Annotated in this window: 26 protein-coding genes and 1 pseudogene; 14 read left to right on the top strand and 13 right to left on the bottom strand. The window is 34.1% G+C overall.

What is annotated here, in order from left to right:
* Positions 1-132: 132 nt before the first annotated feature.
* Both M1D73_RS24420 and M1D73_RS24425 read right to left on the bottom strand, forming a co-directional pair.
* A complete protein-coding gene (locus tag M1D73_RS24420) occupies positions 133-1353 on the bottom strand; it encodes an ATP-binding protein (RefSeq protein ID WP_001032628.1) in 1221 nt (406 codons plus the stop codon).
* Positions 1350-2603: an ATP-binding protein gene (locus M1D73_RS24425; protein WP_000662015.1), complete on the bottom strand. Its 1254-nt coding sequence runs from the start codon at positions 2601-2603 to the stop codon at positions 1350-1352. The genes M1D73_RS24420 and M1D73_RS24425 overlap by 4 nt, the downstream gene beginning before the upstream one ends.
* Positions 2604-2785: 182 nt before the next feature.
* Here M1D73_RS24425 and M1D73_RS24430 point away from each other — a divergent pair, with 182 nt between their 5' ends.
* From M1D73_RS24430 to M1D73_RS24440, 3 genes and pseudogenes are all read left to right on the top strand, one after another.
* Positions 2786-2974 carry a hypothetical protein gene (locus tag M1D73_RS24430; RefSeq protein WP_000348758.1) on the top strand — a complete coding sequence of 63 codons (189 nt, stop codon included), beginning with the start codon at positions 2786-2788 and terminating at the stop codon, positions 2972-2974.
* Positions 2907-3251: pseudogene (locus tag M1D73_RS24435) on the top strand (catalase); the annotation flags it as partial. The gene M1D73_RS24430 and the pseudogene M1D73_RS24435, both read left to right, overlap by 68 nt.
* Positions 3252-3266: 15 nt before the next feature.
* Complete coding sequence (locus M1D73_RS24440) at positions 3267-4076, top strand: alpha/beta fold hydrolase (protein ID WP_000498278.1); 810 nt, start codon at positions 3267-3269, stop codon at positions 4074-4076.
* Between the two features lie 210 nt (positions 4077-4286).
* Here M1D73_RS24440 and M1D73_RS24445 read toward each other — a convergent pair whose 3' ends face one another.
* The 3 genes from M1D73_RS24445 to M1D73_RS24455 all read right to left on the bottom strand — a co-directional run bounded on the left by M1D73_RS24445 (position 4287) and on the right by M1D73_RS24455 (position 7263).
* Entirely contained in the window at positions 4287-6356 is a 2070-nt protein-coding gene (locus M1D73_RS24445; RefSeq protein WP_000873626.1) for an LTA synthase family protein, read from the bottom strand.
* A gap of 381 nt (positions 6357-6737) precedes the next feature.
* Positions 6738-6956, bottom strand: coding sequence for a hypothetical protein (locus M1D73_RS24450; protein ID WP_000578983.1), 219 nt, complete (start codon positions 6954-6956; stop codon positions 6738-6740).
* A gap of 10 nt (positions 6957-6966) precedes the next feature.
* Positions 6967-7263, bottom strand: a complete 297-nt coding sequence (locus tag M1D73_RS24455; RefSeq protein WP_000455580.1) for a DUF3986 family protein — start codon at positions 7261-7263, stop codon at positions 6967-6969.
* 120 nt (positions 7264-7383) lie between these two features.
* On the opposite strand from M1D73_RS24455, the gene M1D73_RS24460 reads away from it, so the two are divergent.
* The 3 genes from M1D73_RS24460 to M1D73_RS24470 are packed head-to-tail and all read left to right on the top strand — an operon-like array spanning position 7384 to position 9966.
* Positions 7384-8391: an ABC transporter substrate-binding protein gene (locus M1D73_RS24460; RefSeq protein WP_000733143.1), complete on the top strand. Its 1008-nt coding sequence runs from the start codon at positions 7384-7386 to the stop codon at positions 8389-8391.
* 11 nt (positions 8392-8402) lie between these two features.
* Positions 8403-9167 carry an ABC transporter ATP-binding protein gene (locus tag M1D73_RS24465; RefSeq protein ID WP_440046515.1) on the top strand — a complete coding sequence of 255 codons (765 nt, stop codon included), beginning with the start codon at positions 8403-8405 and terminating at the stop codon, positions 9165-9167.
* Positions 9160-9966 (top strand): ABC transporter permease, encoded by an 807-nt coding sequence (locus tag M1D73_RS24470; protein ID WP_000368771.1) that lies wholly within the window; start codon positions 9160-9162, stop codon positions 9964-9966. The genes M1D73_RS24465 and M1D73_RS24470 overlap by 8 nt, the downstream gene beginning before the upstream one ends.
* 34 nt (positions 9967-10000) lie before the next feature.
* On the opposite strand, the gene M1D73_RS24475 is transcribed toward M1D73_RS24470, so the two are convergent.
* Both M1D73_RS24475 and M1D73_RS24480 read right to left on the bottom strand, forming a co-directional pair.
* Entirely contained in the window at positions 10001-10228 is a 228-nt protein-coding gene (locus M1D73_RS24475) for a hypothetical protein (RefSeq protein ID WP_000849112.1), read from the bottom strand.
* 227 nt (positions 10229-10455) lie between these two features.
* A complete protein-coding gene (locus M1D73_RS24480) occupies positions 10456-11568 on the bottom strand; it encodes a recombinase family protein (RefSeq protein ID WP_121868477.1) in 1113 nt (370 codons plus the stop codon).
* Between the two features lie 92 nt (positions 11569-11660).
* Here M1D73_RS24480 and M1D73_RS24485 point away from each other — a divergent pair, with 92 nt between their 5' ends.
* Positions 11661-12332, top strand: a complete 672-nt coding sequence (locus tag M1D73_RS24485) for an HAD family hydrolase (RefSeq protein WP_481157975.1) — start codon at positions 11661-11663, stop codon at positions 12330-12332.
* 94 nt (positions 12333-12426) lie between these two features.
* On the opposite strand, the gene M1D73_RS24490 is transcribed toward M1D73_RS24485, so the two are convergent.
* From M1D73_RS24490 to M1D73_RS24500, 3 genes are all read right to left on the bottom strand, one after another.
* Positions 12427-12963, bottom strand: a complete 537-nt coding sequence (locus M1D73_RS24490) for a DUF3267 domain-containing protein (protein WP_481157976.1) — start codon at positions 12961-12963, stop codon at positions 12427-12429.
* 112 nt (positions 12964-13075) lie between these two features.
* The gene (gene mutTA / locus M1D73_RS24495; protein WP_000276385.1) at positions 13076-13555 is read right to left on the bottom strand and encodes an antimutator 8-oxo-(dGTP/GTP)ase; all 480 of its coding nucleotides are present in this window, start codon (positions 13553-13555) and stop codon (positions 13076-13078) included.
* 84 nt (positions 13556-13639) lie between these two features.
* Positions 13640-13957 carry a hypothetical protein gene (locus M1D73_RS24500; RefSeq protein ID WP_000448413.1) on the bottom strand — a complete coding sequence of 106 codons (318 nt, stop codon included), beginning with the start codon at positions 13955-13957 and terminating at the stop codon, positions 13640-13642.
* 83 nt (positions 13958-14040) lie between these two features.
* On the opposite strand from M1D73_RS24500, the gene ytzI reads away from it, so the two are divergent.
* The 4 genes from ytzI to M1D73_RS24520 all read left to right on the top strand — a co-directional run bounded on the left by ytzI (position 14041) and on the right by M1D73_RS24520 (position 15219).
* On the top strand, positions 14041-14190 hold the full coding sequence (gene ytzI, locus M1D73_RS24505) for a YtzI protein (RefSeq protein WP_000472794.1): 150 nt from the start codon (positions 14041-14043) through the stop codon (positions 14188-14190).
* Between the two features lies 1 nt (position 14191).
* Positions 14192-14422 (top strand): DUF3953 domain-containing protein, encoded by a 231-nt coding sequence (locus M1D73_RS24510; RefSeq protein WP_000944458.1) that lies wholly within the window; start codon positions 14192-14194, stop codon positions 14420-14422.
* Between the two features lie 12 nt (positions 14423-14434).
* The gene (locus tag M1D73_RS24515; RefSeq protein WP_000922253.1) at positions 14435-14662 is read left to right on the top strand and encodes a DUF3953 domain-containing protein; all 228 of its coding nucleotides are present in this window, start codon (positions 14435-14437) and stop codon (positions 14660-14662) included.
* Between the two features lie 326 nt (positions 14663-14988).
* Positions 14989-15219, top strand: coding sequence for a YczI family protein (locus tag M1D73_RS24520; protein WP_000916668.1), 231 nt, complete (start codon positions 14989-14991; stop codon positions 15217-15219).
* Positions 15220-15284: 65 nt separating this feature from the next.
* Here M1D73_RS24520 and luxS read toward each other — a convergent pair whose 3' ends face one another.
* Positions 15285-15758, bottom strand: coding sequence for an S-ribosylhomocysteine lyase LuxS (luxS, locus tag M1D73_RS24525; protein WP_001141371.1), 474 nt, complete (start codon positions 15756-15758; stop codon positions 15285-15287).
* Between the two features lie 128 nt (positions 15759-15886).
* Here luxS and yidD point away from each other — a divergent pair, with 128 nt between their 5' ends.
* Positions 15887-16123, top strand: coding sequence for a membrane protein insertion efficiency factor YidD (gene yidD, locus M1D73_RS24530; RefSeq protein WP_000809334.1), 237 nt, complete (start codon positions 15887-15889; stop codon positions 16121-16123).
* Here yidD and M1D73_RS24535 read toward each other — a convergent pair.
* Complete coding sequence (locus M1D73_RS24535) at positions 16120-16683, bottom strand: beta-class carbonic anhydrase (RefSeq protein WP_000838169.1); 564 nt, start codon at positions 16681-16683, stop codon at positions 16120-16122. The two genes, yidD and M1D73_RS24535, sit on opposite strands and share 4 nt — an antisense overlap.
* A 224-nt stretch (positions 16684-16907) precedes the next feature.
* Here M1D73_RS24535 and cydA point away from each other — a divergent pair, with 224 nt between their 5' ends.
* Positions 16908-18257: a cytochrome ubiquinol oxidase subunit I gene (cydA, locus tag M1D73_RS24540; RefSeq protein ID WP_001286188.1), complete on the top strand. Its 1350-nt coding sequence runs from the start codon at positions 16908-16910 to the stop codon at positions 18255-18257.
* Positions 18247-19275 (top strand): cytochrome d ubiquinol oxidase subunit II, encoded by a 1029-nt coding sequence (cydB, locus tag M1D73_RS24545; RefSeq protein WP_000017662.1) that lies wholly within the window; start codon positions 18247-18249, stop codon positions 19273-19275. The genes cydA and cydB overlap by 11 nt, the downstream gene beginning before the upstream one ends.
* A gap of 166 nt (positions 19276-19441) precedes the next feature.
* Here cydB and M1D73_RS24550 read toward each other — a convergent pair whose 3' ends face one another.
* Complete coding sequence (locus M1D73_RS24550; protein WP_002001299.1) at positions 19442-19675, bottom strand: spore germination protein; 234 nt, start codon at positions 19673-19675, stop codon at positions 19442-19444.
* Positions 19676-20099 lie beyond the last annotated feature (424 nt).

Raw genomic sequence — 20099 nt, forward strand, 5'->3', positions numbered from 1 at the left:
TTCATAGTAAAACATCCATTATTTTCTTTTTACACTATCAATATATTATTTTTCGTTATCGTCCTCTTTTTAGAACGTCTACCTAAGAAGAACACAAGAACATCACTTCCAAATAAGTGATGTTTTTTGTAGTTAATGCAGTGGTAACATAACTTCAACCGTCGTTCCAACCCCAACTTCACTTTCAAAACTTATTTTACCGTTGTGGTCTTTAATAATTTTTTCTGTAACTACTAAACCTAGACCAGTTCCTGTTTCTTTCGTTGTATAAAAGGCTTCATTTAACTTTGGAATTTTATCTTTCGGAATGCCGCATCCCTCATCTTTCACTTGAACGATGATTCCATCTTTTACAGTAACTTTAATCGTAATTGTTCCGCCAACTGACATTGCTTCAATTGCATTTTTGATTAAATTAAAAAAGACCTGTTTTAATCGTTTTTCATCACATGTAATTGATGGTAAGTCTTTACTGTAAATACCTTGTATGTAAACTCCTTGTTTTAAAGCTGGCTTTTCCATAACTCGAATAACATAAGAAATAATTTCTTGTATGTTATGAGTTTCTGATTCTAGTGATTTAGATTTCTCAAATCCACTAAGTTCTGTAGCAATTATATGAATCCGATCTACTTCTTGTTTCATAATATCACTATAAATTTTATCCTCTGGATGCTTGTCTGCTTGTTTATTCACAAGTTTTTTTAAGTTTGCTAAAGGTCTTCTAATCTTATAACCAATAACCGTTGCCATCTTTCCAACAGCTGCTAGTTTTTCTGTCTGTTTTATTTCTTTGTCCATCATCTCAAGCGTACGAACGTAAGACTGAACCCTTAAAAATATAATCCAACATATGATAGTAAATACGCTATATAATGCCATTGGGATTAAAACGAGAGAAGATTGAATAATGATTCCTGTAAGAGCATACTTTCCGATAAGTATCGCTGGAACTAACCAGAAATATCTTTTATTCACAAAGATTGGTGCAAACAAAATAAAAAATCCTTCTACTATATTTCCACCGTCAAATTCTGCATCGCTACCATAATAAATCATAATGTTATGGATACAATCTAATACATTATAGCCAATTAGAATAATATACTTTACCGCAAAAGCATTCTTCCATTTCATAAAGTATATTCCAATGCAAAACAATACCACCATCAAAAAGTAAAGCCATAAACCTAAACCATCTTCAAACTCTCCTACACCTTCTTGCTCTCCACCGATTAACGGTACGATAAATTCATAGGCAAGATCATATACGAAAAATATAATAAAAAATAAACTTAAAAATGCTTTCAGCGCCTTTATTTCTTCATTTTTAAATATATAGCCTTTATTCATATGGTAACTCCTAGCTTTTCTTCCACTTGGATTTCAGTATTTCCACACTTCCTTGGGAGAATGATGTCTATTCTCGTTCCAGTATCTTTTTCACTTGAAATATGCAACTCACCAAGGTGCTCGGCGACAATTCGATTCGCTACCGTCAGTCCCAGACCAATTTTATCTTGTTTCGTTGTATAAAAGGCCTCTGTAACACGGGGTAAGTTTTCTTGCTTAATGCCATGACCATTATCGATCACACTGATCATTACATATTCTTTCCCTTTATTTTCTAATTGTAAATGTAATATACCACCTTGTCCCATTGCCTCTAAAGCATTTTTTATCGTATATAAAAAGACTCCTCTTATTTTTCGTTCATCACATTCAACTTCTATTGTTTTTTCTTCCACATTAGAAATAAACTGAATGTTTAATTCATCTATTTTTTCACGAAGACTTGTTATTACTTGTAATACAATTTTTCCTACATCATGTTTCTTATAAATAGAAGGTTTGCATGTAGCAACTTCCATTAACTCACTTATCATATTATTCATATTTTCTATTTCAAAAATCATACGTTTATAAATAGGATCCTCTTCATGCTTCTCTCGTTGTAATTGCGTAAATCCTTTTAATGAAGCAAGTGGATTTTTAATTTCATGTCCAACCGTCGCTGCCATTTTTCCGATTACTGCTAATTTCTGTGATTCACTAGCAATCGCAATACTTTCCTTTACAGCTGAAAGATATTGTAAAAATCGGTTTAAAATGATATATGCAGCTATTAACATAAGTGTATACATAATAAGGAACATAAATGCTTTTACTTCCTCTAATACAAATAAATAAATTAAATATTTTCCTACAATAGAGGAAAGTAAAAACACATAGAATTTTTTATTTAAAAATATAGGTACAAAGAAAATGAGAATAATTTCTATTATATTTGTCGCATCAAACGCCGCCTTATTATAAAAAACATACGAAAATATATTAGCGAGTTCTATCCCTATGTATGCAAATATCCATGCATATTTAACAAGGTTTGCCTTCTCTTTTTTCATTAAATATATATTCACGCACAGTATTGCTACTCCGCAAATAACTTGCCATATTATGTTGTATCCCTTATCCATTATTGATTTATCTTCTAATACGATTGCATAGAAAATTTGATATACAATAACAATGACATATAACACCCATAAAAGGATTTTTGCATTTCTTTCTTCTTCTTTATATGATAGAAAATTTTCTTTCACTTCAACACCCCTTCAAAATAATATCTCGAAGAATACCATTTATTATAATAAATGATTTTCATAGACAAACAAAGATAAATCGAACATTTGAGGAAAATCATGCCAACTATGCAATATCTTCATGCTATATACAAGCATAAAAAACATAAACAATAATACGTATATTATGGGAGATGTTTTTTATGGATGGCAAAAAAAATAAAAAGACCGAACAACTCCAATCTTTCATGCGTGAAAATGAAGGAAAGGAGATAACAACAAATACAGGTATTAAAATTTCAAACGATGAAAACTCTTTAACTGCCAGTGATCGTTTCAGAACGATTAGGCATAGTGCAGGGAACGCCAAATGGACAGTGGGAAGTAAATGATACTTTCTTAACAGGCTCACCACTCCTTTATGATGGATTACTTCTTATCGGCGGAAAGATGGATGATCATTTTCTTAACAACGCAAGTTCATTTGTCGTAGAATCATATAATCACTTTAAGCCGATTGGCTCCTTCCAAAATGGCTCTTCTATTATTCAATCTTTAAATATCGAAGGAAAGCCTGGTGTTTTAATAGAACAAGACTCTACGCGACTAGCAAATGAATTTATTAAAGCTATGACAAAACAACGCTTTTGGGATAGAGCATATTCATAAAATAGGGGGAAATTTATGTTTGTTACTGTCGAGAAAGATGTGCATATTTTTGTGCAAGACGTTAATCCTGGTCCAGGTAGTAAGACTGTTTTCTTCGTTCACGGATGGCCTTTAAATCATCAAATGTATCAATATCAACTCAATGTTTTACCAGAGCATGGCTTTCGCTGTATCGCCATGGATATACGAGGGAATGGGCAATCTGATAAGCCATGGACTGGTTACACGTATGATCGATTAGCCGATGATATCGCAATTGTTCTGGAAGCACTTCAAGTAGAGAACGCTACATTAGTCGGTTTCTCAGTTGGTGGTGCTCTTTCTATTCGCTATATGTCTCGCTATAATGGGCGCCGCATTTCTAAGCTCGCATTAATTGACGCTGTCTCCCCCTCTTTCGTTAAAAATCAAGAGTCCCCTTACGGTGTACCGAAAGAACAAGCAGATGCTCTCATTAATCAAATGTATGCTAATTTACCAAAATTTTTAAATGATGTATCTTTATCCTTTTTTAATAGAAACTTAGGGGCTGCAACCCTTGAATGGTTTTCTTATCTCGGTATGCAGTCCGCTTCTTATGCCCTTATAAAAATTTTACAAGCAGCTGCAAATGAAGATGTAACGAAAGATTTAAATAAAATTAACGTCCCAACAAAAATCTTCCACGGCGTTCACGACCAACTAATTCCTTACAAAAGTGCTGAGCTTACGCAACAACGAATTAAAAATTCTCAGTTACATGCTCTTACAAATAGTGGTCATGGTTCACCAATCGATCAAGCGGATGAATTAAATAAAGAACTGATAAAATTTTTACATGCATAACAACTGCAATACAAGAACGAAAGTTAATATAATCGATTTTTCATAAAACATAAAATTCACATATTTCTCACAAATACACAAATAAAACTATTACATTTCCATATATACTAAATGTACAGGTAATACTCCCTAAACCCAGCTTGTCTGGTTACCCCGTTAAATACTATGAAAAAAGAACTTGTATCGTTATACAAGTTCTTTTTGTTTCTTTTATTTAAAGAGGATATCTTTACTATATTGATTTCCGACGAGTAAATCATATTGGAGCATTTTATATTGCTCTAACATTTCTTTTTGTTTCTTTGTTAAATCATTGATTACTTCTCCATTTTTATCAACTTTTAATTCATCTCTAAGCACTGGTATTTCCTTGTAAAATTCCGATAAAAATTGATAAAATAAGGATTTATTTAATCCTGCATAATCAAAAATAAGATTAGAAAAATGAATTAGGCTTACTAAACCTAAATTATCATTTGGCATATCAAAGTTTGCATACATTAATAGCGGTGTTTGCGCCATGGCTAAACGTTCATTCGGTGTTTTTTCATTCGTTATATACCCATTTTCTTTATAAAAAGATTTATTTGTTCCTAATGATGGAAGATGATCTCCAAAGAATACTAATAATGTAGGTCTATCAAAATTATCTAGTTGCTCTATTAAATATTGAAGAGCCTCATCTGAACGTCTTAATCCTTCTGTATACGTCTCTAATTCTCCCTTTGAGTCTTCATTTTCTAGACCGCTAATTTCGATTAGGTTTTCACCAAATCGGCCCTCTGTAAATGGAAAATGATTTTGCATCGTAACTGCATGAATAAATGTAGGTTGTTTTTGTTTCTCTAACTCAGCAATTATCTCTTTACTCATCGCTAAATCACTAATATAATCTCCATCAATATCCACATTTTCCATCGTGTCCTCTGCATTAAACTTATCAAACCCTAACACCTTATATACATCATCACGTTTAAAGAATGTGCGACCAAATGAATGAATTGCACTTGTATAATAACCTTCTTTTTTCAACGCCGTAGGGATTGATGGAATTTCTTTCTTATTTGTAATAACCTGCTGATATGGTATAGAACCTGGCTTTAACAAACTCATTGAATAACTTGTTAATGCCTCAAATTCAACGTTCGCCGTATTTCCCCCAAATGTAGGAGAAATAGTTTGTCCACCAGGAAAGTTTTCTATATAATGATGTAAATTTGGTACAGGATCTTCACTAAAAGAAAGGTTAGTTACTTTCGTCGGATCCCAAAACGATTCACTCATTACAAAAATAATATTCGGTTTCTCTTTTTTCTTTTGGCTCCCTATATTTCCACTATATTGTTTTTTTATATTGTTTGCTATTTGAAGCATATTTTCTTTAGAATAATTTTTTGGTTTTTCCATAACTGTTGTATCTAAATTGCTAATAAACCCAAGTACAAAACCATTTGAAGCATAGTTCTCATTTTGATTCCACAAAACAAAATCTACACCTGATTTTTGAAATACTTTATTCATAAATGTATTCGCAAAATTACCGTACGCATATAGAACAAAAATAGATCCCACTACTAATAAGGCTCTTATTCCTAGATGAATCTTTACATTTTGAATATACCTTCTCATATATATCCCTGCTACAATACAAGCTACGATACTTAAGATAATGACAAAAATATAACTCCAACTAAAATAGTCCATCACCATCGGTATAACAGATTGCATATGCGTAATTTGTGTAAAATCAGAAGGATATAACGGATCACCTCTGAAAATAAGCTTCAAATAATTCACAATACATAAAATGACTAACGTACAGCTCGTTAAAACCATACTTAGAAAAACCTTACCTATTAAATTATATACAAGAATATATATTGCATAAATTACTACAAAACTTAATATAAACTGCATATTATAAAAGTAAATCCGATTCATTGCCTCTATGAAACTCATATTAACTTGCATGACAATATAAAATAACGCTACTGTATGAGCTAGCAAAAATAATATAAAATGCACTCGTAGGGATGCTCTAAGTATAGACATCTCTTTTTTATTGAAATGCGTAATATAAAACGTTATGCCCCATATGAAAATCATCATAACACTTAAAACAAGCTTTTGATTTAAATGATCTTTCATCATGTCTAAATTGAAAACCTTTAAAATCATAAACAGCATAGTTATTACTAATAAAGTCACCATACTACTTATAATGCTAGAAATTAATATATTTCTTTTTGGAAGATGAAAAAGTGTAGAACCATACTTCAATTCATTCCCTCTTTTCTATGTATTAATTTCACCTCGCATCGAAAAAACTATTTGTATTAAAATAACATATATCCTATATTTCGTCTGCAAACTTGCTTCTACTATAAATATATTTCCTTAATACTTCCTTAATCAATAGTTAAATTGTGGCATACAAATTACTCATTCTTGAAAAGCTTAATTTCAGCACTCCACTTTATGATATAATAACTATTTTTTAGAAATCCTTAATGCTATTAAAGATTCCACATGAAAATACGAAAGAATTAATAAACAAGCGTTGTACGTTTTTAACAACTATTACTATAACGAAAAGAACCCGCCACAAGACAGGTTCTTTTCGTTATTTTATGATAAAAGAGAAAATGATTAGTATGTGTATTATATAAAGGGAAGCAGCCATATTTTCCATACGATACATACGAGTACTATAATTACAAAATCAAAAAAATCTAATCTCGGACCTTTTTTCATATTCATATGTAGCCACTTTATTTTTGTATATTTATGGATGTTTTTCTTTGCAAATCGGTAAATAAGCATTTGCATGATAAAAAATCCGGCCACAAAAATAAATAATAAGATGAGAAATCCAATCACAAAATTCCTCCTATTTTTGTAGCGTTTTTTCTACTATCCGATTTTTCAAAACCCACTCTTCAAACTGGGCACTTCCAAATTCCCAACTAAGATCGCGAGCATGTACAGAAAAAACGTAATAACCGGCATATTCATCCATAAACCTACCTAACTCTACATCGTCTTTCTGAATACCGTATACTCCAAAATTAAAATACACATCCCATACGTCTTCATTCTTTCTCTTATAAGCAATCGATTCCATATCACATTCTGTCCCGAAATAATCAAGATGTAAATGTACGCTATCATCGTATTCGTACTCCATTTTATCACCCCTTATATTTGTACTTCTTTACCACCAAAAAAATTCCTGCTATCTACACTCACATATGGGCGATTACCTACATATCATGCTTGTAGAGTGACTTCTAGGAGGTGTTATATAGTGAAAAAATTAATCGCGATTTTTTGCATCATGTTACTAGCTGTTTTTACTTTTGCTGCTTGTAGTAGTAAAAAAGAAGGTACGAAAGAACAAACTCAAAACATTCGCGTCGGCGAAGTTACCCATTCTCTCTTCTATGCCCCATTATATGTTGGGATTGAAAAAGGATTTTTTAAAGATGAAGGACTAAATATTGACCTACAAACAACAGCTGGTGGCGATAAAACGATGACCGCCCTATTATCTGGCGGAATTGATATTGCTCTCGTCGGTTCTGAAACGTCTATTTACGTTCATCAACAAGGAGCGAAAGACCCTGTCATTAACTTTGCACAGCTTACACAAACAGATGGGACATTTTTAGTTTCACGTAAAAAACTAGACTCTTTTAATTGGAATGACGTAAAAGGTGTTACATTTTTAGGACAGCGTAAAGGCGGCATGCCGCAAATGGTTGGGGAATACGTTTTAAAGAAAAATGGCATTGATCCTCGTAAAGATACGAACTTAATTCAAAATATCGAATTTGCTAATATTGCAAATGCCTTCGCATCTGGTACTGGAGAGTTTGTCCAGCTCTTTGAACCGACTGCAAGCATATTCGAAAAAGAAGGTAAAGGTTATATCGTCGCTTCATTCGGAAATGAATCTGGTACTGTTCCTTATACAACATTCATGGCAAAAGAAAGTTTCTTAAAGAAAGATAAAGCTGCTGCTGAAAAGTTCACACGTGCGCTCTATAAAGCACAGCAATGGGTTGATACACATAGTCCAGAAGAGATTGCTGATGCTGTTTCCCCGCTATTTAAAGACACTTCAAAAGACATTACAGTAAAAGTAATTGAACGGTATAAAAAGCAACATTCTTATGCGACAAATCCACTACTAGATGCGGAAGAATGGAAACAGCTCCAAACGATTATGAAAGACGCTGGTGAATTACAAAAAGAAGTCCCACATGAAGCGCTCGTCAATACAAAAATTGCCGAAAGCGTTATTAAGAAATAGAGGCGAAGTGTATGAGTTTTTTACAAATACGTAACGTTTCTCACTGCTTTTTTGCAAAAGAGAATGCCAAACTTATTCTTGAAGATATGAGCTTACAAGTGGAAGAAGGCGAATTTATTTCTATACTCGGCCCAAGTGGTTGCGGTAAAACAACGCTCCTCTCAATCATTGCTGGACTACTTGATCCAATTGACGGTATCGTCTTTTTAGATGGTGAACCGATTACAACGAAAACATCATCTATGGGATATATGTTGCAGCAAGATTACTTATTCCCGTGGAAAACGATTGAAGAAAATATTATGCTTGGACTTCATATTCGAAGGATTTATGTTGAACAAATGAAAGAACATACTTTAAACCTTTTAAAGCAAGTCGGTCTACATGGGGTAGAAGGACAATATCCTCGTGAACTATCCGGCGGTATGCGTCAACGTGCCGCTCTCGTTCGAACGTTAGCAACTGATCCGAAAATTTTATTACTAGATGAACCATTCTCCGCACTCGATTATCAAACGAAATTAAAACTAGAAGAACTCGTTTTCAACTTACTAAATAAATATAAGAAAACATCACTACTTGTTACTCACGATATTGAAGAGGCGATTGCGATGAGTGATCGTATTTATTTACTTCAAGCGAATCCTGGAAAAATCGCGAAAATCTTTATCGTCCCGGAAAGTATCCGTTCTTTATCACCGTTAGAAGCACGCCATCACTACGATTTCCCAGCCCTCTTTCAAGATATATGGAAGGAGCTGGAACGACTTGGATAATATAAAACAACTACATGAACAATTTCGAAAGAAAGAACGCAGGCGTGCCTGGATTGCTCGCTCATTACAGCTTTTACTACTTATTCTTTTCTTTGCACTATGGGAAATAGCTAGCAAAAAAGAATGGATTGATCCTTTACTCTTTAGCTCTCCTTCGAGTATTTGGGATCTCTTCTTAACGAAATGGATCGACGGTTCACTTTGGGTCCACATATGGACGACATTGCTGGAAACAGGAGTAGGCTTCATTCTCGGAACGGTACTCGGTGCTATTATTGCCACGTTTCTTTGGTGGATGCCACTTCTAGCCCGCGTACTTGATCCTTACCTCGTCGTCCTAAATGCAATGCCAAAAGTTGCACTCGGTCCAATCATCATCGTTATTTTCGGTCCAAACATTTCATCTTCTATCGCAATGGGAGTAATCATTTCCATCATCATTACCATTCTCGTTATTTACAGTGCATTTCAAGAAGTCGATTCTAACTATATAAAAGTGATGGACACATTTGGCGCAAATAAATGGCAATGTTATAAGCAAGTCGTTCTCCCTGCATCCTTTCCAGCAATTATCTCAACGTTAAAAGTAAATGTTGGTTTATCCTGGGTTGGTGTTATTTTCGGAGAACTTCTCGTTTCCAAACAAGGACTTGGCTACTTAATTAGCTACGGATTCCAAGTCTTTAACTTCACACTCGTCTTACTTAGCGTACTACTCACATGTGTTCTTGCAACTCTTATGTATGTATTTGTTGAGGCATTTGAAAAAATTCTAATTGGAAAAAGAAAAAGAAGCTGACTCAAAACAGTGCGCTATAGTCAGCTTCTTTCTTTTACCTTTTATCACACATTTTCGTTTCATTTGTAATGTTTCCATCCGCAACCGTAACTGTATGGAAACAGTCTTTCACACGTACTGTAACGACATTATCTTTTCGATCTATCACATGATAATCATTAAACTTTTCATTCAAAGCACTACGAATTTGCTCCCCTTCAAAAATCGGAAAACCGTGAGACATTACCCAAATGAGACCAGCAACAGCAAGAATCGTTTTCATACGTTTCATTACCTCCTCGAGAGTAAACTTATAGTCCCTACAACACGCGCATTATAATTGTGTCTAAATTGTGACATTTTTATACTAATTCTCTTTTGTGCCTCCAGTTCCTTCTTCTTTTTGATAAAAATACAGAATTTTCAATTTTATCAACATAAAAAAACGCAAAGAATTAAAAATTCTTCACGCTTTTCTTTAACGAAACTATATCGAAAGCATAACTCACATTAGTCTCCACTTTGTTGTTCTATCGTTTTTGAAACATCATATAATCCCGACAGCACTTCCGCTCTCATTTTTACAAGCTCAGGGAACTGATAGAAGAAAGCAATTTTCTTATATTTTAACTCTGTTCCTTCTTTCACTTTTTTTGAATCTTGTAAAATGAACGCTGTAAATGTATCTGCGATATCTTCCGTTACATTTGTTGTTCCATATAGCGATACAAAATCATCATGCTTTTCTTTATAAAATTCAATTTGTGCCTCTTCACTTTCTTCTACTTTCTTTTCTGTCCACTCTTGCTCAATTCGTTTCCAAAATTCATTATAAAATTGGTTAATATACGAAGTTTTTCTCGCACATCCATTTTTCACGAACACCGTTTTACATTTATTTCGATACGATGAAATGTCTTTCTCTTCATCAAACGCCTCTAAATACTTTCTATCCACTGGTACTTGTTTATGTCCAATCGTTAATACGTGAGCCGTTTCATGAATTAATGTTTTCATCACTTCATCTATATTCACCCCAGAATCGAGCACGTCTAAACTAAGCAACCAATCTCTCGGGTCATCTATACTTGGCATGACATGGGCAACAACGCCATCATAACCATCCGTTATTAGATCAAATCCTGTTATATTCTCACGATATTTCACTGGGACGAGAGTGCGATACATGTCCCATAAGGTTTCATGATACTCTCTATCTTGTCGCTGACTTAACAAATCATCTTTTGCTACTTCGTCATCTGCAAAAACTTTATTCAATCTCTTACGATCCAATTTCTCAAAATAAGGATCTACAATTTCATCACCATCGATATAATAAGAAGCTAAAAAGAAATAATTGTCATCCTCTTCTTTTTTCTGTTCCGCCTCTTTCATATTCACACTTTCATACTCTTCTATGTCATAATCTTCTACTTTTTCAAGTTCTGAAAGTCCCTCTATCTTTTTATATACTTTTTGTAATGTTTTATCTCCTATTTGCGTACACTCTTCTTCTGTTTTACAAATTTCTTTTTCTTTCGTAACCTCGATAGCACTATCGCATCCTGCAACTAAACTGCTTGCTATAATACAACACACTAACTTGCCATACAATTTCTTCATACAATCCCCCATTATTCCATTCTACAAAATATCATAATCATTTTTTTACGAATATGCGATAATTAATTATAAAAACTGCAAGGAGGCTTCCCATGATTCGTGCAATCTTATTCGACTTAGATGGAACACTATTAGATCGGCGCCAATCTTTAGAACAATTTATTTGTGAGCAATATAATCGCTTCACCTCACATTTGAAGAGTATAGAGAAATCAAAGTATTGTTCTCGATTTCTTGAACTCGATAATAATGGCTATACGTGGAAGGATAAAGTATATGCTACTCTCCTTTCCGAATACAACATTACTACTTTAACGCAAGAACAACTACTACACGACTATATTACAAACTTCCAACATCATTGTATTCCTTTCAAAAACACGCATGAACTACTTCAACAATTAAAACAGCGAAACATTAAAATTGGTATTATTACAAATGGTTTTACTGAATTTCAGATGAGCAACCTTCGAGCACTACATATACATACGTATACAAACACCATTCTCGTTTCAGAAGCTGAAGGAATTAAAAAACCTCATCCTGAAATTTTCGAACGTGCTTTGCAAAGACTAGATGTGAAGGCAGAAGAATGTCTTTATGTTGGAGATCATCCAGAAAACGATGTGCTTGGTTCTGAACAAGTAGGGATTCTTGGTGTTTGGAAAAAAGATTCGTTTTGGGGTGATTTTAAGCATTCACGTATCGTAGATGATTTGTTGGAGGTGCTTTCGTTTTTAGAGGTGGAGATAAAAATACAATAATAGTAATTAAATTATATCAACAATTTTCACAATATATTGATTTACCGACAAAAAATAATAAGAGGAGGCAGTTGTTCAAAAACGCCTCCTCTTATTATTCATATACTGTAAACTGCGGTTTACTCGGATGATCTTTTACTAGCGCATCATCTGGAAACTTTGAAACTTTTTGATATACGGCAATGTCGCCGATACACCCTGCTGTTAGTAGAATTCCTAAAAATGAGAGTGGCTCCAGATTCATAGCTAATCCCAATACAATTGGCAAAATTCCAGTTGGTAAAAACGGAAGCATTAACACTTTCTTCATTTGCTTTACTGTAACCGCCTGTTTAGAATGAGCATATGCAACACCTAATTTCCAATTAACGCCCCATTTTAGTTCACTCCACGGAACACCTCCGATATAGCGAAAGCCAATTAAATGTATCGCTTCATGAATACAAACGAGAACAATCATTGCGATAATAAAAAGAAACATCGTTAATAATGTAACTTTGACTTGAACCCCACCTGAAAGAAATATATGCAAATAACCAATTCCAAACGACAAAGCAATTATTATAAAAAATAAAGAAAAGTTTAATTTAACCATCGAAACAGTAACAGTCGTTTCTTTTCTTTTATCCATTTTCCCCCTCCTAAAATGTAAATATATCTTTACAAAATTGTATAATATCCCCAAAATAATGTAAAGATATGTTTACATTTATTCTTACATACAAAAAAAGAAACCGGCTACTTTACTTCGTAAAACAGCCGATTTCTTCTATATGTTTCATCGTACGCGCTAATACGTCATCGCGCATTATAAAGCTAAATTTTCTATTCGTTTTAATGTTGTCAGGAATGTCTTTTAATAAAACAGACCCTTTCGTTTCTTCGTAATGCGTATGTTCTTCTACCGCACTAATTGTTGCAAAATAAATGTTTTTAATGATTATTTTGTCTTTTCCAGATACTTTGTATTGTCCTAAGTAAGTTAAATCAGAAACTATGCCGCCGGTTTCTTCATGAACCTCTCGAACTGCCGCTTCTTCCGGTGTTTCCCCTAGTTCTACTTTACCACCTGGAAATTCAAGACCGCGACGTAAATGATGCGTTAATAACCATTGATCCCCGTACCGGCATACAACCCAAACATGCTTTGGCTCAGGAGAAAATGGATAACGTTCAAACGATAATTGTACAGTGTTGTGGTAATAATCTTTAAATTTGTACATGCCATTACTCCCCTATTGATGGTTACAAGTTTTTCCTACCACAAATTGTAGCATATTCTCGCTTTTCTGCATAATATTATCCAATTACAATCCATTGATTATTCCCATTTGTGCGACTAATTCTTTCGTCTCATGATTTCCTAAATCGTAAATCATTTTATATGCTTTTTGTAGTTGTTCATCATATCGGTCATTATTTGAATCGTGATGATACTCAACAAATGGAACGTGGGAGCGTACAAATGACCCTAAATCTTCTACATATGCTTGATCAAAGTGCTCTCTTAATTCCGTAATTTCCTCATCATTTGCGGAAATCTCAAAATTATACGTATCCGCCGTCCTCACTTGTGAAATTTGACCGTTTCCTATTGATATATAATATGTTTTTTTCGTCTCCATGTAACACCCTTCTTTCATCCTTTTATTTTCTATTGTTTTCATCAATTACAAAATTATGTAAAATAAAGAAAAGGAGGGATTTTATGTTCAAAATATTAATTATCGGTATTATCATCGTCCTAATCATCCTCGTACTCTCCGTCATGACAATTAATAAAGGCTATGCTTATAAACATTCCGTCGATAAACTAGAAGACAATCCTTATACAAAAAAGAATAAGGAGAATTCCTAATATGCTTCGTATACTTCGCATCATAGTAGCACTCACTGTGATCGTTATGTCGGCAATTGGATTATATACAGGTCAAAATAATTCTTTACCTCTTTCACAATTTCTATTAGGGGCTTTAATGTTTCTCATCGCATTTGAACAAATAAAGAAAAGGGAATCAGCAACTGGACTTATTTGTATTATTGCCGGTGCTTTCATTTGGATTGTTCTCATTATTACCTACATAAAATAGAGGAGGTCTTTTATGCTAAAATGGGGACGGATTACTTTATCACTTATTGCCTTATCTATAGCAATCTATGGATTTTTTACTGGTAATAGAGAAATAATCCCTTATATGTTCATCTTTTTAGGAGGTATGGCCCTCACCATAAGTTTAGAGGAAATATTAAAACAGCAAACAGGAGGTAGTGTGCTCGCTCTACTAGCAGGAGCCGCTGCTTTATTTATTGGTTTCACAGAAATATTCTAGTAAATGGTCTAAAGGGGGCTATACGATGCTAACTCTAACTATATTACGGATTTTTTTAGCATTTTTCATGCTTCTCTTACTCACTCTAAGCACTTATGTCCATTTTACCGATAATTTTTCACTTCTCCCATACGTACAATTTATTCTCAGTTGTTCCTTTATTCTTCTAGGAATTAATGAGTATCCCGTATTTTTTCGTTTCTAGTCTCATATTCTTCTTTTTAATATCAAACTCTTTCGCTACATGTAGAATAAAATTTCGATCAATTTAGCATTTATAATTATTTTCTCTCAGTAACTATTTCTTTCTACTTAAGGGGGATTCCATGTTAAAAAACATTCAAATCATAATCGCCACTATCGCTCTTTCTCTCGCCCTATTTAGCTTCTTTGCAAACTTCACTATTCTTTTACCTTACGTGTTTATCCTTTTAAGTATTATGTTTATCCTTTTTGGAATTGATGAAATGAAGAAACGGGAAAAAGCAAAGGCATTTGTTTATTTTCTCGGTTCTGCCTTTGTTTTATATGTTGGAGTATCTAATATATTTTCATAAAAAAGAAGAGTATGTTCGCTCTTAGTACAATAAAAAAACTGCCCTTTCACAGGCAGTTTTCCTTTTTATCCAAACACTTTCTCAAGTTCATCTTTATCTTGGCTTAACCAGAAGTTCATTAAGCGTTGTGCTCCTTCTAAGTCGTGAAGCTTCGCTTGACCACATTGTGTTTCATTTGCAGCTGGAATTTCTGTAATTTGAACCGCATCTTTTAATGTTAGTTCTAATAAATCAATGATTTCTCGTACTGTCGGTGTTCCGCTTACTACAAGATAATATCCTGTTTGGCAGCCCATCGGTGAAATATCGATAATATCAAAATGCGGATAACGATCAATATATTTACGTAAATTAAATGCTAATAAATGCTCTAACGTATGAATAACATCTGGTTTCATTGCTTGTTTATTCGGTTGGCAGAAACGAATATCAAATTTATTTACAATACCGTCACTACCTACATTGTGAACTCCGCAATGTCTTACATAAGGTGCCTTTACAATCGTATGATCTAATTCAAAGCTTTCTACTGATGGCATACAACATCTCTCCCGCTTTTAATTTAATTCCGTTATATCCAATATGATATAACGGAAATGCACATTAGTAAAGTATTATGTACAGTCGTGCTATAATACTTTAAGAATATGCTGAAAAGGAGACCGTTATGAAACAGATTTTTATTGGGATTATACGCTTTTATCAAAAATTCATTTCTCCGATGACACCACCAACATGCCGTTTTTATCCGACTTGTTCTCATTACGGATTAGAGGCGTTTCAAAAACATGGTGCACTCAAAGGTTTTTGGCTTACTTGTAAGCGTATATTAAAATGTCACCCTTTCCACCCGGGAGGATTTGATCCTGTCCCAGATAAAAAGGATGACAAAGTAAATTCTTAATTGTCGTAACCATTCACAACTAAATCTAATTTTCCTGTTTCAGGATCGATAACAAGACCGTGAACAGGTACTTCTTCTGGAAGTAACGGATGGTTGCGAAGTATCGATACGCTATGTTCTACACTTTCTTCTACACTAGAGAACCCTTGTAGGAATCTTTCTAAATCGATTCCAGAATAACGGAGTGTATCTAATTTCTCATTTGTTATACCGCGCTCTTTCATCTTCTCAATTGTACTGCTTGCCTGAATTTTTGCCATACCGCAATCGTGGTGACCAACTACACAAACTTCATCAGCACCAAGTTCATATACAGCAACTAAAATACTACGCATAATACTTCCGAATGGATGTGAGATAACAGCTCCTGCTACCTTAATAATTTTCACATCACCGTTACGCATATTCATTGCTTTTGGTAATAATTCAACAAGACGAGTATCCATACAAGAGATAATTACCATTTTTTTATTCGGGAATTTTCCTGTTTCATACTCTTCGTATTTTTTCTCTTCAACAAATTTCTCATTGTACTGCAAAATCTCTTCTAATGACTTCATAGTAAAGGACCCTCTTTTCTCTCGTTTACACTACATAAATAGTGTACCAAAATATGAAAAACTCAAAAAGGATATCGCTTTATAGTAAAAATAAGATATTTTCAGATAATCGACATAATTCTTTCAAAATATACACACAGCTTTGTAACAAGTTTCACATACTTTAAACGTATTTTCACTATAAACTGATTGTAGATAATGTAAAAAAGGAGTGAATATTTATTATGTCCGACGTTCTGTTACTGAGTCGTTTTCAATTTGCAATTACTATTTTTTATCACTTTTTATTTGTACCTTTGACAATCGGACTTGTTATTTTGGTGGCATGTATGGAAACTCAATACGCCCGCACATTGAATCCAACATACCGCAAAATGGCAAATTTCTGGGGTAAATTATTTACAATTAACTTCGTAATGGGGATTATAACCGGGATTACAATGGAATTCCAATTTGGAACAAACTGGTCTGAGTACTCCAAATATATGGGAGACATTTTCGGATCACCTCTCGCAATCGAAGCACTTGTTGCCTTCTTCTTAGAATCTACTTTCATGGGAATATGGTTATTCGGTAAAGACAAAATTTCACCAAAGTTCCGTGCCTTCTGCATGTGGATGGTTGCACTTGGAACAAATATTTCCGCCCTTTGGATTATTACAGCAAACGGCTTTATGCAAAACCCTGTTGGCTACGTAGTACGTAACGGCCGCGCTGAATTAAATGATTTCTGGGCACTCGTTACGAATCCATACGCTTGGAATATGTTCTTCCATACTGTAGTTGGTTGTTATATTGTTGGTGCTTTCTTCGTTATGGCAATTAGTGCCTATCACTTATTACGTAAAAATGAAGTTGAATTCTTCAAAAAATCATTTAAGTTCGGCTTAATGTTAGGCTTATTCGCCGCAACAATTACACCGTTTATGGGACATCAATCTGGTGTATCAGCAGCTAAATATCAACCCGCAAAAGGAGCTGCGATGGAAGCAGTTTGGGAAACTGGAAAAGGACAAGGCTTCTCAATTGTTCAAATTCCTGATGTAAAAAATGAGAAGAACTTTGAATTCCTTACGATTCCAAAACTCGGAAGCTTCTTCTACACAAATTCATTTGATGGCGAAATTGTTGGTTTAAAAGATATTCCGAAAGATGAACGTCCAAATGTTAACCTCGTGTATTATAGCTTCCGCTTAATGGTTGCACTCGGTATGTTCTTTATGGCATTAACTTGGTATGGCTTCTATTTGAACCGAAAAGGAAAACTAGAAAACTCAAAACGTTATTTAAAAATTACAATATGGTCTGTCTTACTTCCTTATATTGCGATTAACGCAGGATGGATTGTCGCTGAAGTAGGTCGCCAACCATGGACAGTATATAAACTAATGCGTACAGCAGAATCTGTATCGCCTATATCTGTCCCGCAAATTTGGTTCTCATTAATTAGTTTAATTTTATTCTACACTTTACTTTTAATCGCAGACGTATACTTAATGCTGAAGTTCGCGAAAAAAGGACCTGCCGCATTAGAAGAACCTGCTACTGAGGGAGGTGTGGCTCATGTCTCATGATATGCTTGCAATCATCTGGTTCGGTTTATGGGGCGTGATTTGGACAGTTTACTTCATTCTTGACGGGTATGCACTTGGTAACGGAATGATTTTTCCTTTCGTTACGAAAGATCGACAAGAACGAAATCAATTACAAGAAGCAATTGGCCCGTTCTGGGGCGGTAATGAAGTATGGTTAATTACAGCTGGTGGCGCAACATTTGCTGCCTTCCCAGTCACATATGCTAATATGTTTAGTTATTTATATACACCGTTATTCTTAGTATTACTTGCACTATTTGCTCGTGCCGCTGGACTGGAATTCATGCATAAAGATGATTCACCAATTTGGCAAAAAACTTGTAAATGGGCATTTGCAATTGGCAGTTTCTTAATCGCCTTTTTATTCGGTGTTACATTTGCTAACTTGTATTACGGACTACAAATCGGAAAAAATGGCTATGAAGGAAATTTACTTAGCTTACTAAACCATTACGGTATATTAGGTGGTCTTTTCTTCACTGCTATATTTGTCGTATCCGGTGCCCTTTGGGTCATGATTAAAACGACTGGTGAAGTATCCGACCGTGCTTATAAAATCGCAAGACCGTTTTCAATGGCAGCTGCTATCATTTTAGCTATTTTCTATGTAGCGACTGCTAATCGAACAAACTTATTCCAAAACTTTACGGAATATCCGGTACTATTCATTCTTCCAGTACTTGCAATGCTAATGAGTGTACTCGCACTAATTATGGTGTACAAACATAAAATTGGCCTTGCATTCACATTCGTTTGCCTAACAATCGCAATGTTTATGACAACTGGCTTTGCAGGTATGTTCCCAAGAATGTTACCATCTCGTATTAACGATGCATACAGTACAACGTTATACAACGCAGCTGGTAGTCAATTAAACTTAAAAATTATGTTCTTCGTTGCAATGGTCATGGTACCAATCGTTATTGGATATCAGCTTTGGAGCTACAGTATATTTAAAAATAAAATTCATAAAGACTCTGCTAAAGGGTATCACTAAGGTAAAAAAAGACACTTCATTTGAAGTGTCTTTTTTATACGTATGATTTTCGATAAGATGTTATATTTCTAATCTAACAACTATACTACAGAAGAATCATTAACAGCTCACAGCTAGATTGTATCATAGGGCAACTTCATCATTTTATGCAATTTTACATACTGTACTATAAAGTAAACTGTATCCCCTGATCATTCGCATCATTATCCCATACATCAGCTGTACTAATCCCGCTAAACGTTTGTACTTTCATTCCTGTATTTGATGATCCCGATCCATTATAAGCCTTCGTCTTTTCAATCGGCTGTACGTTATATTTGTCACCTACATTAATTGTTCCATTGCAGTTTTCAATAATAACACCTTCCACAACTGCCGGCATTTTGTCACCCACTTTCATTTCTTTACTTTTATTTTATGAAAATCGCCTAGAAAAATAGCATGTTTCAATAAGAAAAAGCACTCAATTTGAGTGCTTTTTCTTTAAGCATAAAGACAAGTTTGGAGACAGTTGACTTCTTCAAAATTTTATTAGGGGTAATATTTTGAAAAAGAAAGCCTTTCATATGTAGGTTAACACCACTGGAATATATAGTAAATTGATAATATTTATACGGAAGATTGCTAATGTTTAGTATAGATAGTTTACACTATGCTAACAGTGTAAACTATCTATACTAATAAAAAAAGGTGCCTTCAAAAAAGACACCTTTCAAAAACAGACACTATAAAACAGAATTATTTATTGTTATACGATTGTTAGATACAAAAAGTAGAGGGAAATGTTTGTATGAAATTCTGCTTTATAAAGTCTGTCTACAACT

The organism is Bacillus sp. PK3-067, from assembly GCF_056738645.1.

Excerpts from the sequence above, each read along its gene's own strand:
- M1D73_RS24420 (WP_001032628.1), bottom strand. The coding sequence starts at position 1,353 with ATGAATAAAGGCTATATATTTAAAAATGAAGAAATAAAGGCGCTGAAA.
- M1D73_RS24430 (WP_000348758.1), top strand. The coding sequence starts at position 2,786 with ATGGATGGCAAAAAAAATAAAAAGACCGAACAACTCCAATCTTTCATG.
- M1D73_RS24440 (WP_000498278.1), top strand. The coding sequence starts at position 3,267 with ATGTTTGTTACTGTCGAGAAAGATGTGCATATTTTTGTGCAAGACGTT.
- M1D73_RS24455 (WP_000455580.1), bottom strand. The coding sequence starts at position 7,263 with ATGGAGTACGAATACGATGATAGCGTACATTTACATCTTGATTATTTC.
- M1D73_RS24465 (WP_440046515.1), top strand. The coding sequence starts at position 8,403 with ATGAGTTTTTTACAAATACGTAACGTTTCTCACTGCTTTTTTGCAAAA.
- M1D73_RS24475 (WP_000849112.1), bottom strand. The coding sequence starts at position 10,228 with ATGAAAACGATTCTTGCTGTTGCTGGTCTCATTTGGGTAATGTCTCAC.
- M1D73_RS24480 (WP_121868477.1), bottom strand. The coding sequence starts at position 11,568 with ATGAAGAAATTGTATGGCAAGTTAGTGTGTTGTATTATAGCAAGCAGT.
- M1D73_RS24485 (WP_481157975.1), top strand. The coding sequence starts at position 11,661 with ATGATTCGTGCAATCTTATTCGACTTAGATGGAACACTATTAGATCGG.
- M1D73_RS24490 (WP_481157976.1), bottom strand. The coding sequence starts at position 12,963 with ATGGATAAAAGAAAAGAAACGACTGTTACTGTTTCGATGGTTAAATTA.
- mutTA (WP_000276385.1), bottom strand. The coding sequence starts at position 13,555 with ATGTACAAATTTAAAGATTATTACCACAACACTGTACAATTATCGTTT.
- M1D73_RS24500 (WP_000448413.1), bottom strand. The coding sequence starts at position 13,957 with ATGGAGACGAAAAAAACATATTATATATCAATAGGAAACGGTCAAATT.
- ytzI (WP_000472794.1), top strand. The coding sequence starts at position 14,041 with ATGTTCAAAATATTAATTATCGGTATTATCATCGTCCTAATCATCCTC.
- M1D73_RS24510 (WP_000944458.1), top strand. The coding sequence starts at position 14,192 with ATGCTTCGTATACTTCGCATCATAGTAGCACTCACTGTGATCGTTATG.
- M1D73_RS24515 (WP_000922253.1), top strand. The coding sequence starts at position 14,435 with ATGCTAAAATGGGGACGGATTACTTTATCACTTATTGCCTTATCTATA.
- M1D73_RS24520 (WP_000916668.1), top strand. The coding sequence starts at position 14,989 with ATGTTAAAAAACATTCAAATCATAATCGCCACTATCGCTCTTTCTCTC.
- luxS (WP_001141371.1), bottom strand. The coding sequence starts at position 15,758 with ATGCCATCAGTAGAAAGCTTTGAATTAGATCATACGATTGTAAAGGCA.
- yidD (WP_000809334.1), top strand. The coding sequence starts at position 15,887 with ATGAAACAGATTTTTATTGGGATTATACGCTTTTATCAAAAATTCATT.
- M1D73_RS24535 (WP_000838169.1), bottom strand. The coding sequence starts at position 16,683 with ATGAAGTCATTAGAAGAGATTTTGCAGTACAATGAGAAATTTGTTGAA.
- cydA (WP_001286188.1), top strand. The coding sequence starts at position 16,908 with ATGTCCGACGTTCTGTTACTGAGTCGTTTTCAATTTGCAATTACTATT.
- cydB (WP_000017662.1), top strand. The coding sequence starts at position 18,247 with ATGTCTCATGATATGCTTGCAATCATCTGGTTCGGTTTATGGGGCGTG.
- M1D73_RS24550 (WP_002001299.1), bottom strand. The coding sequence starts at position 19,675 with ATGAAAGTGGGTGACAAAATGCCGGCAGTTGTGGAAGGTGTTATTATT.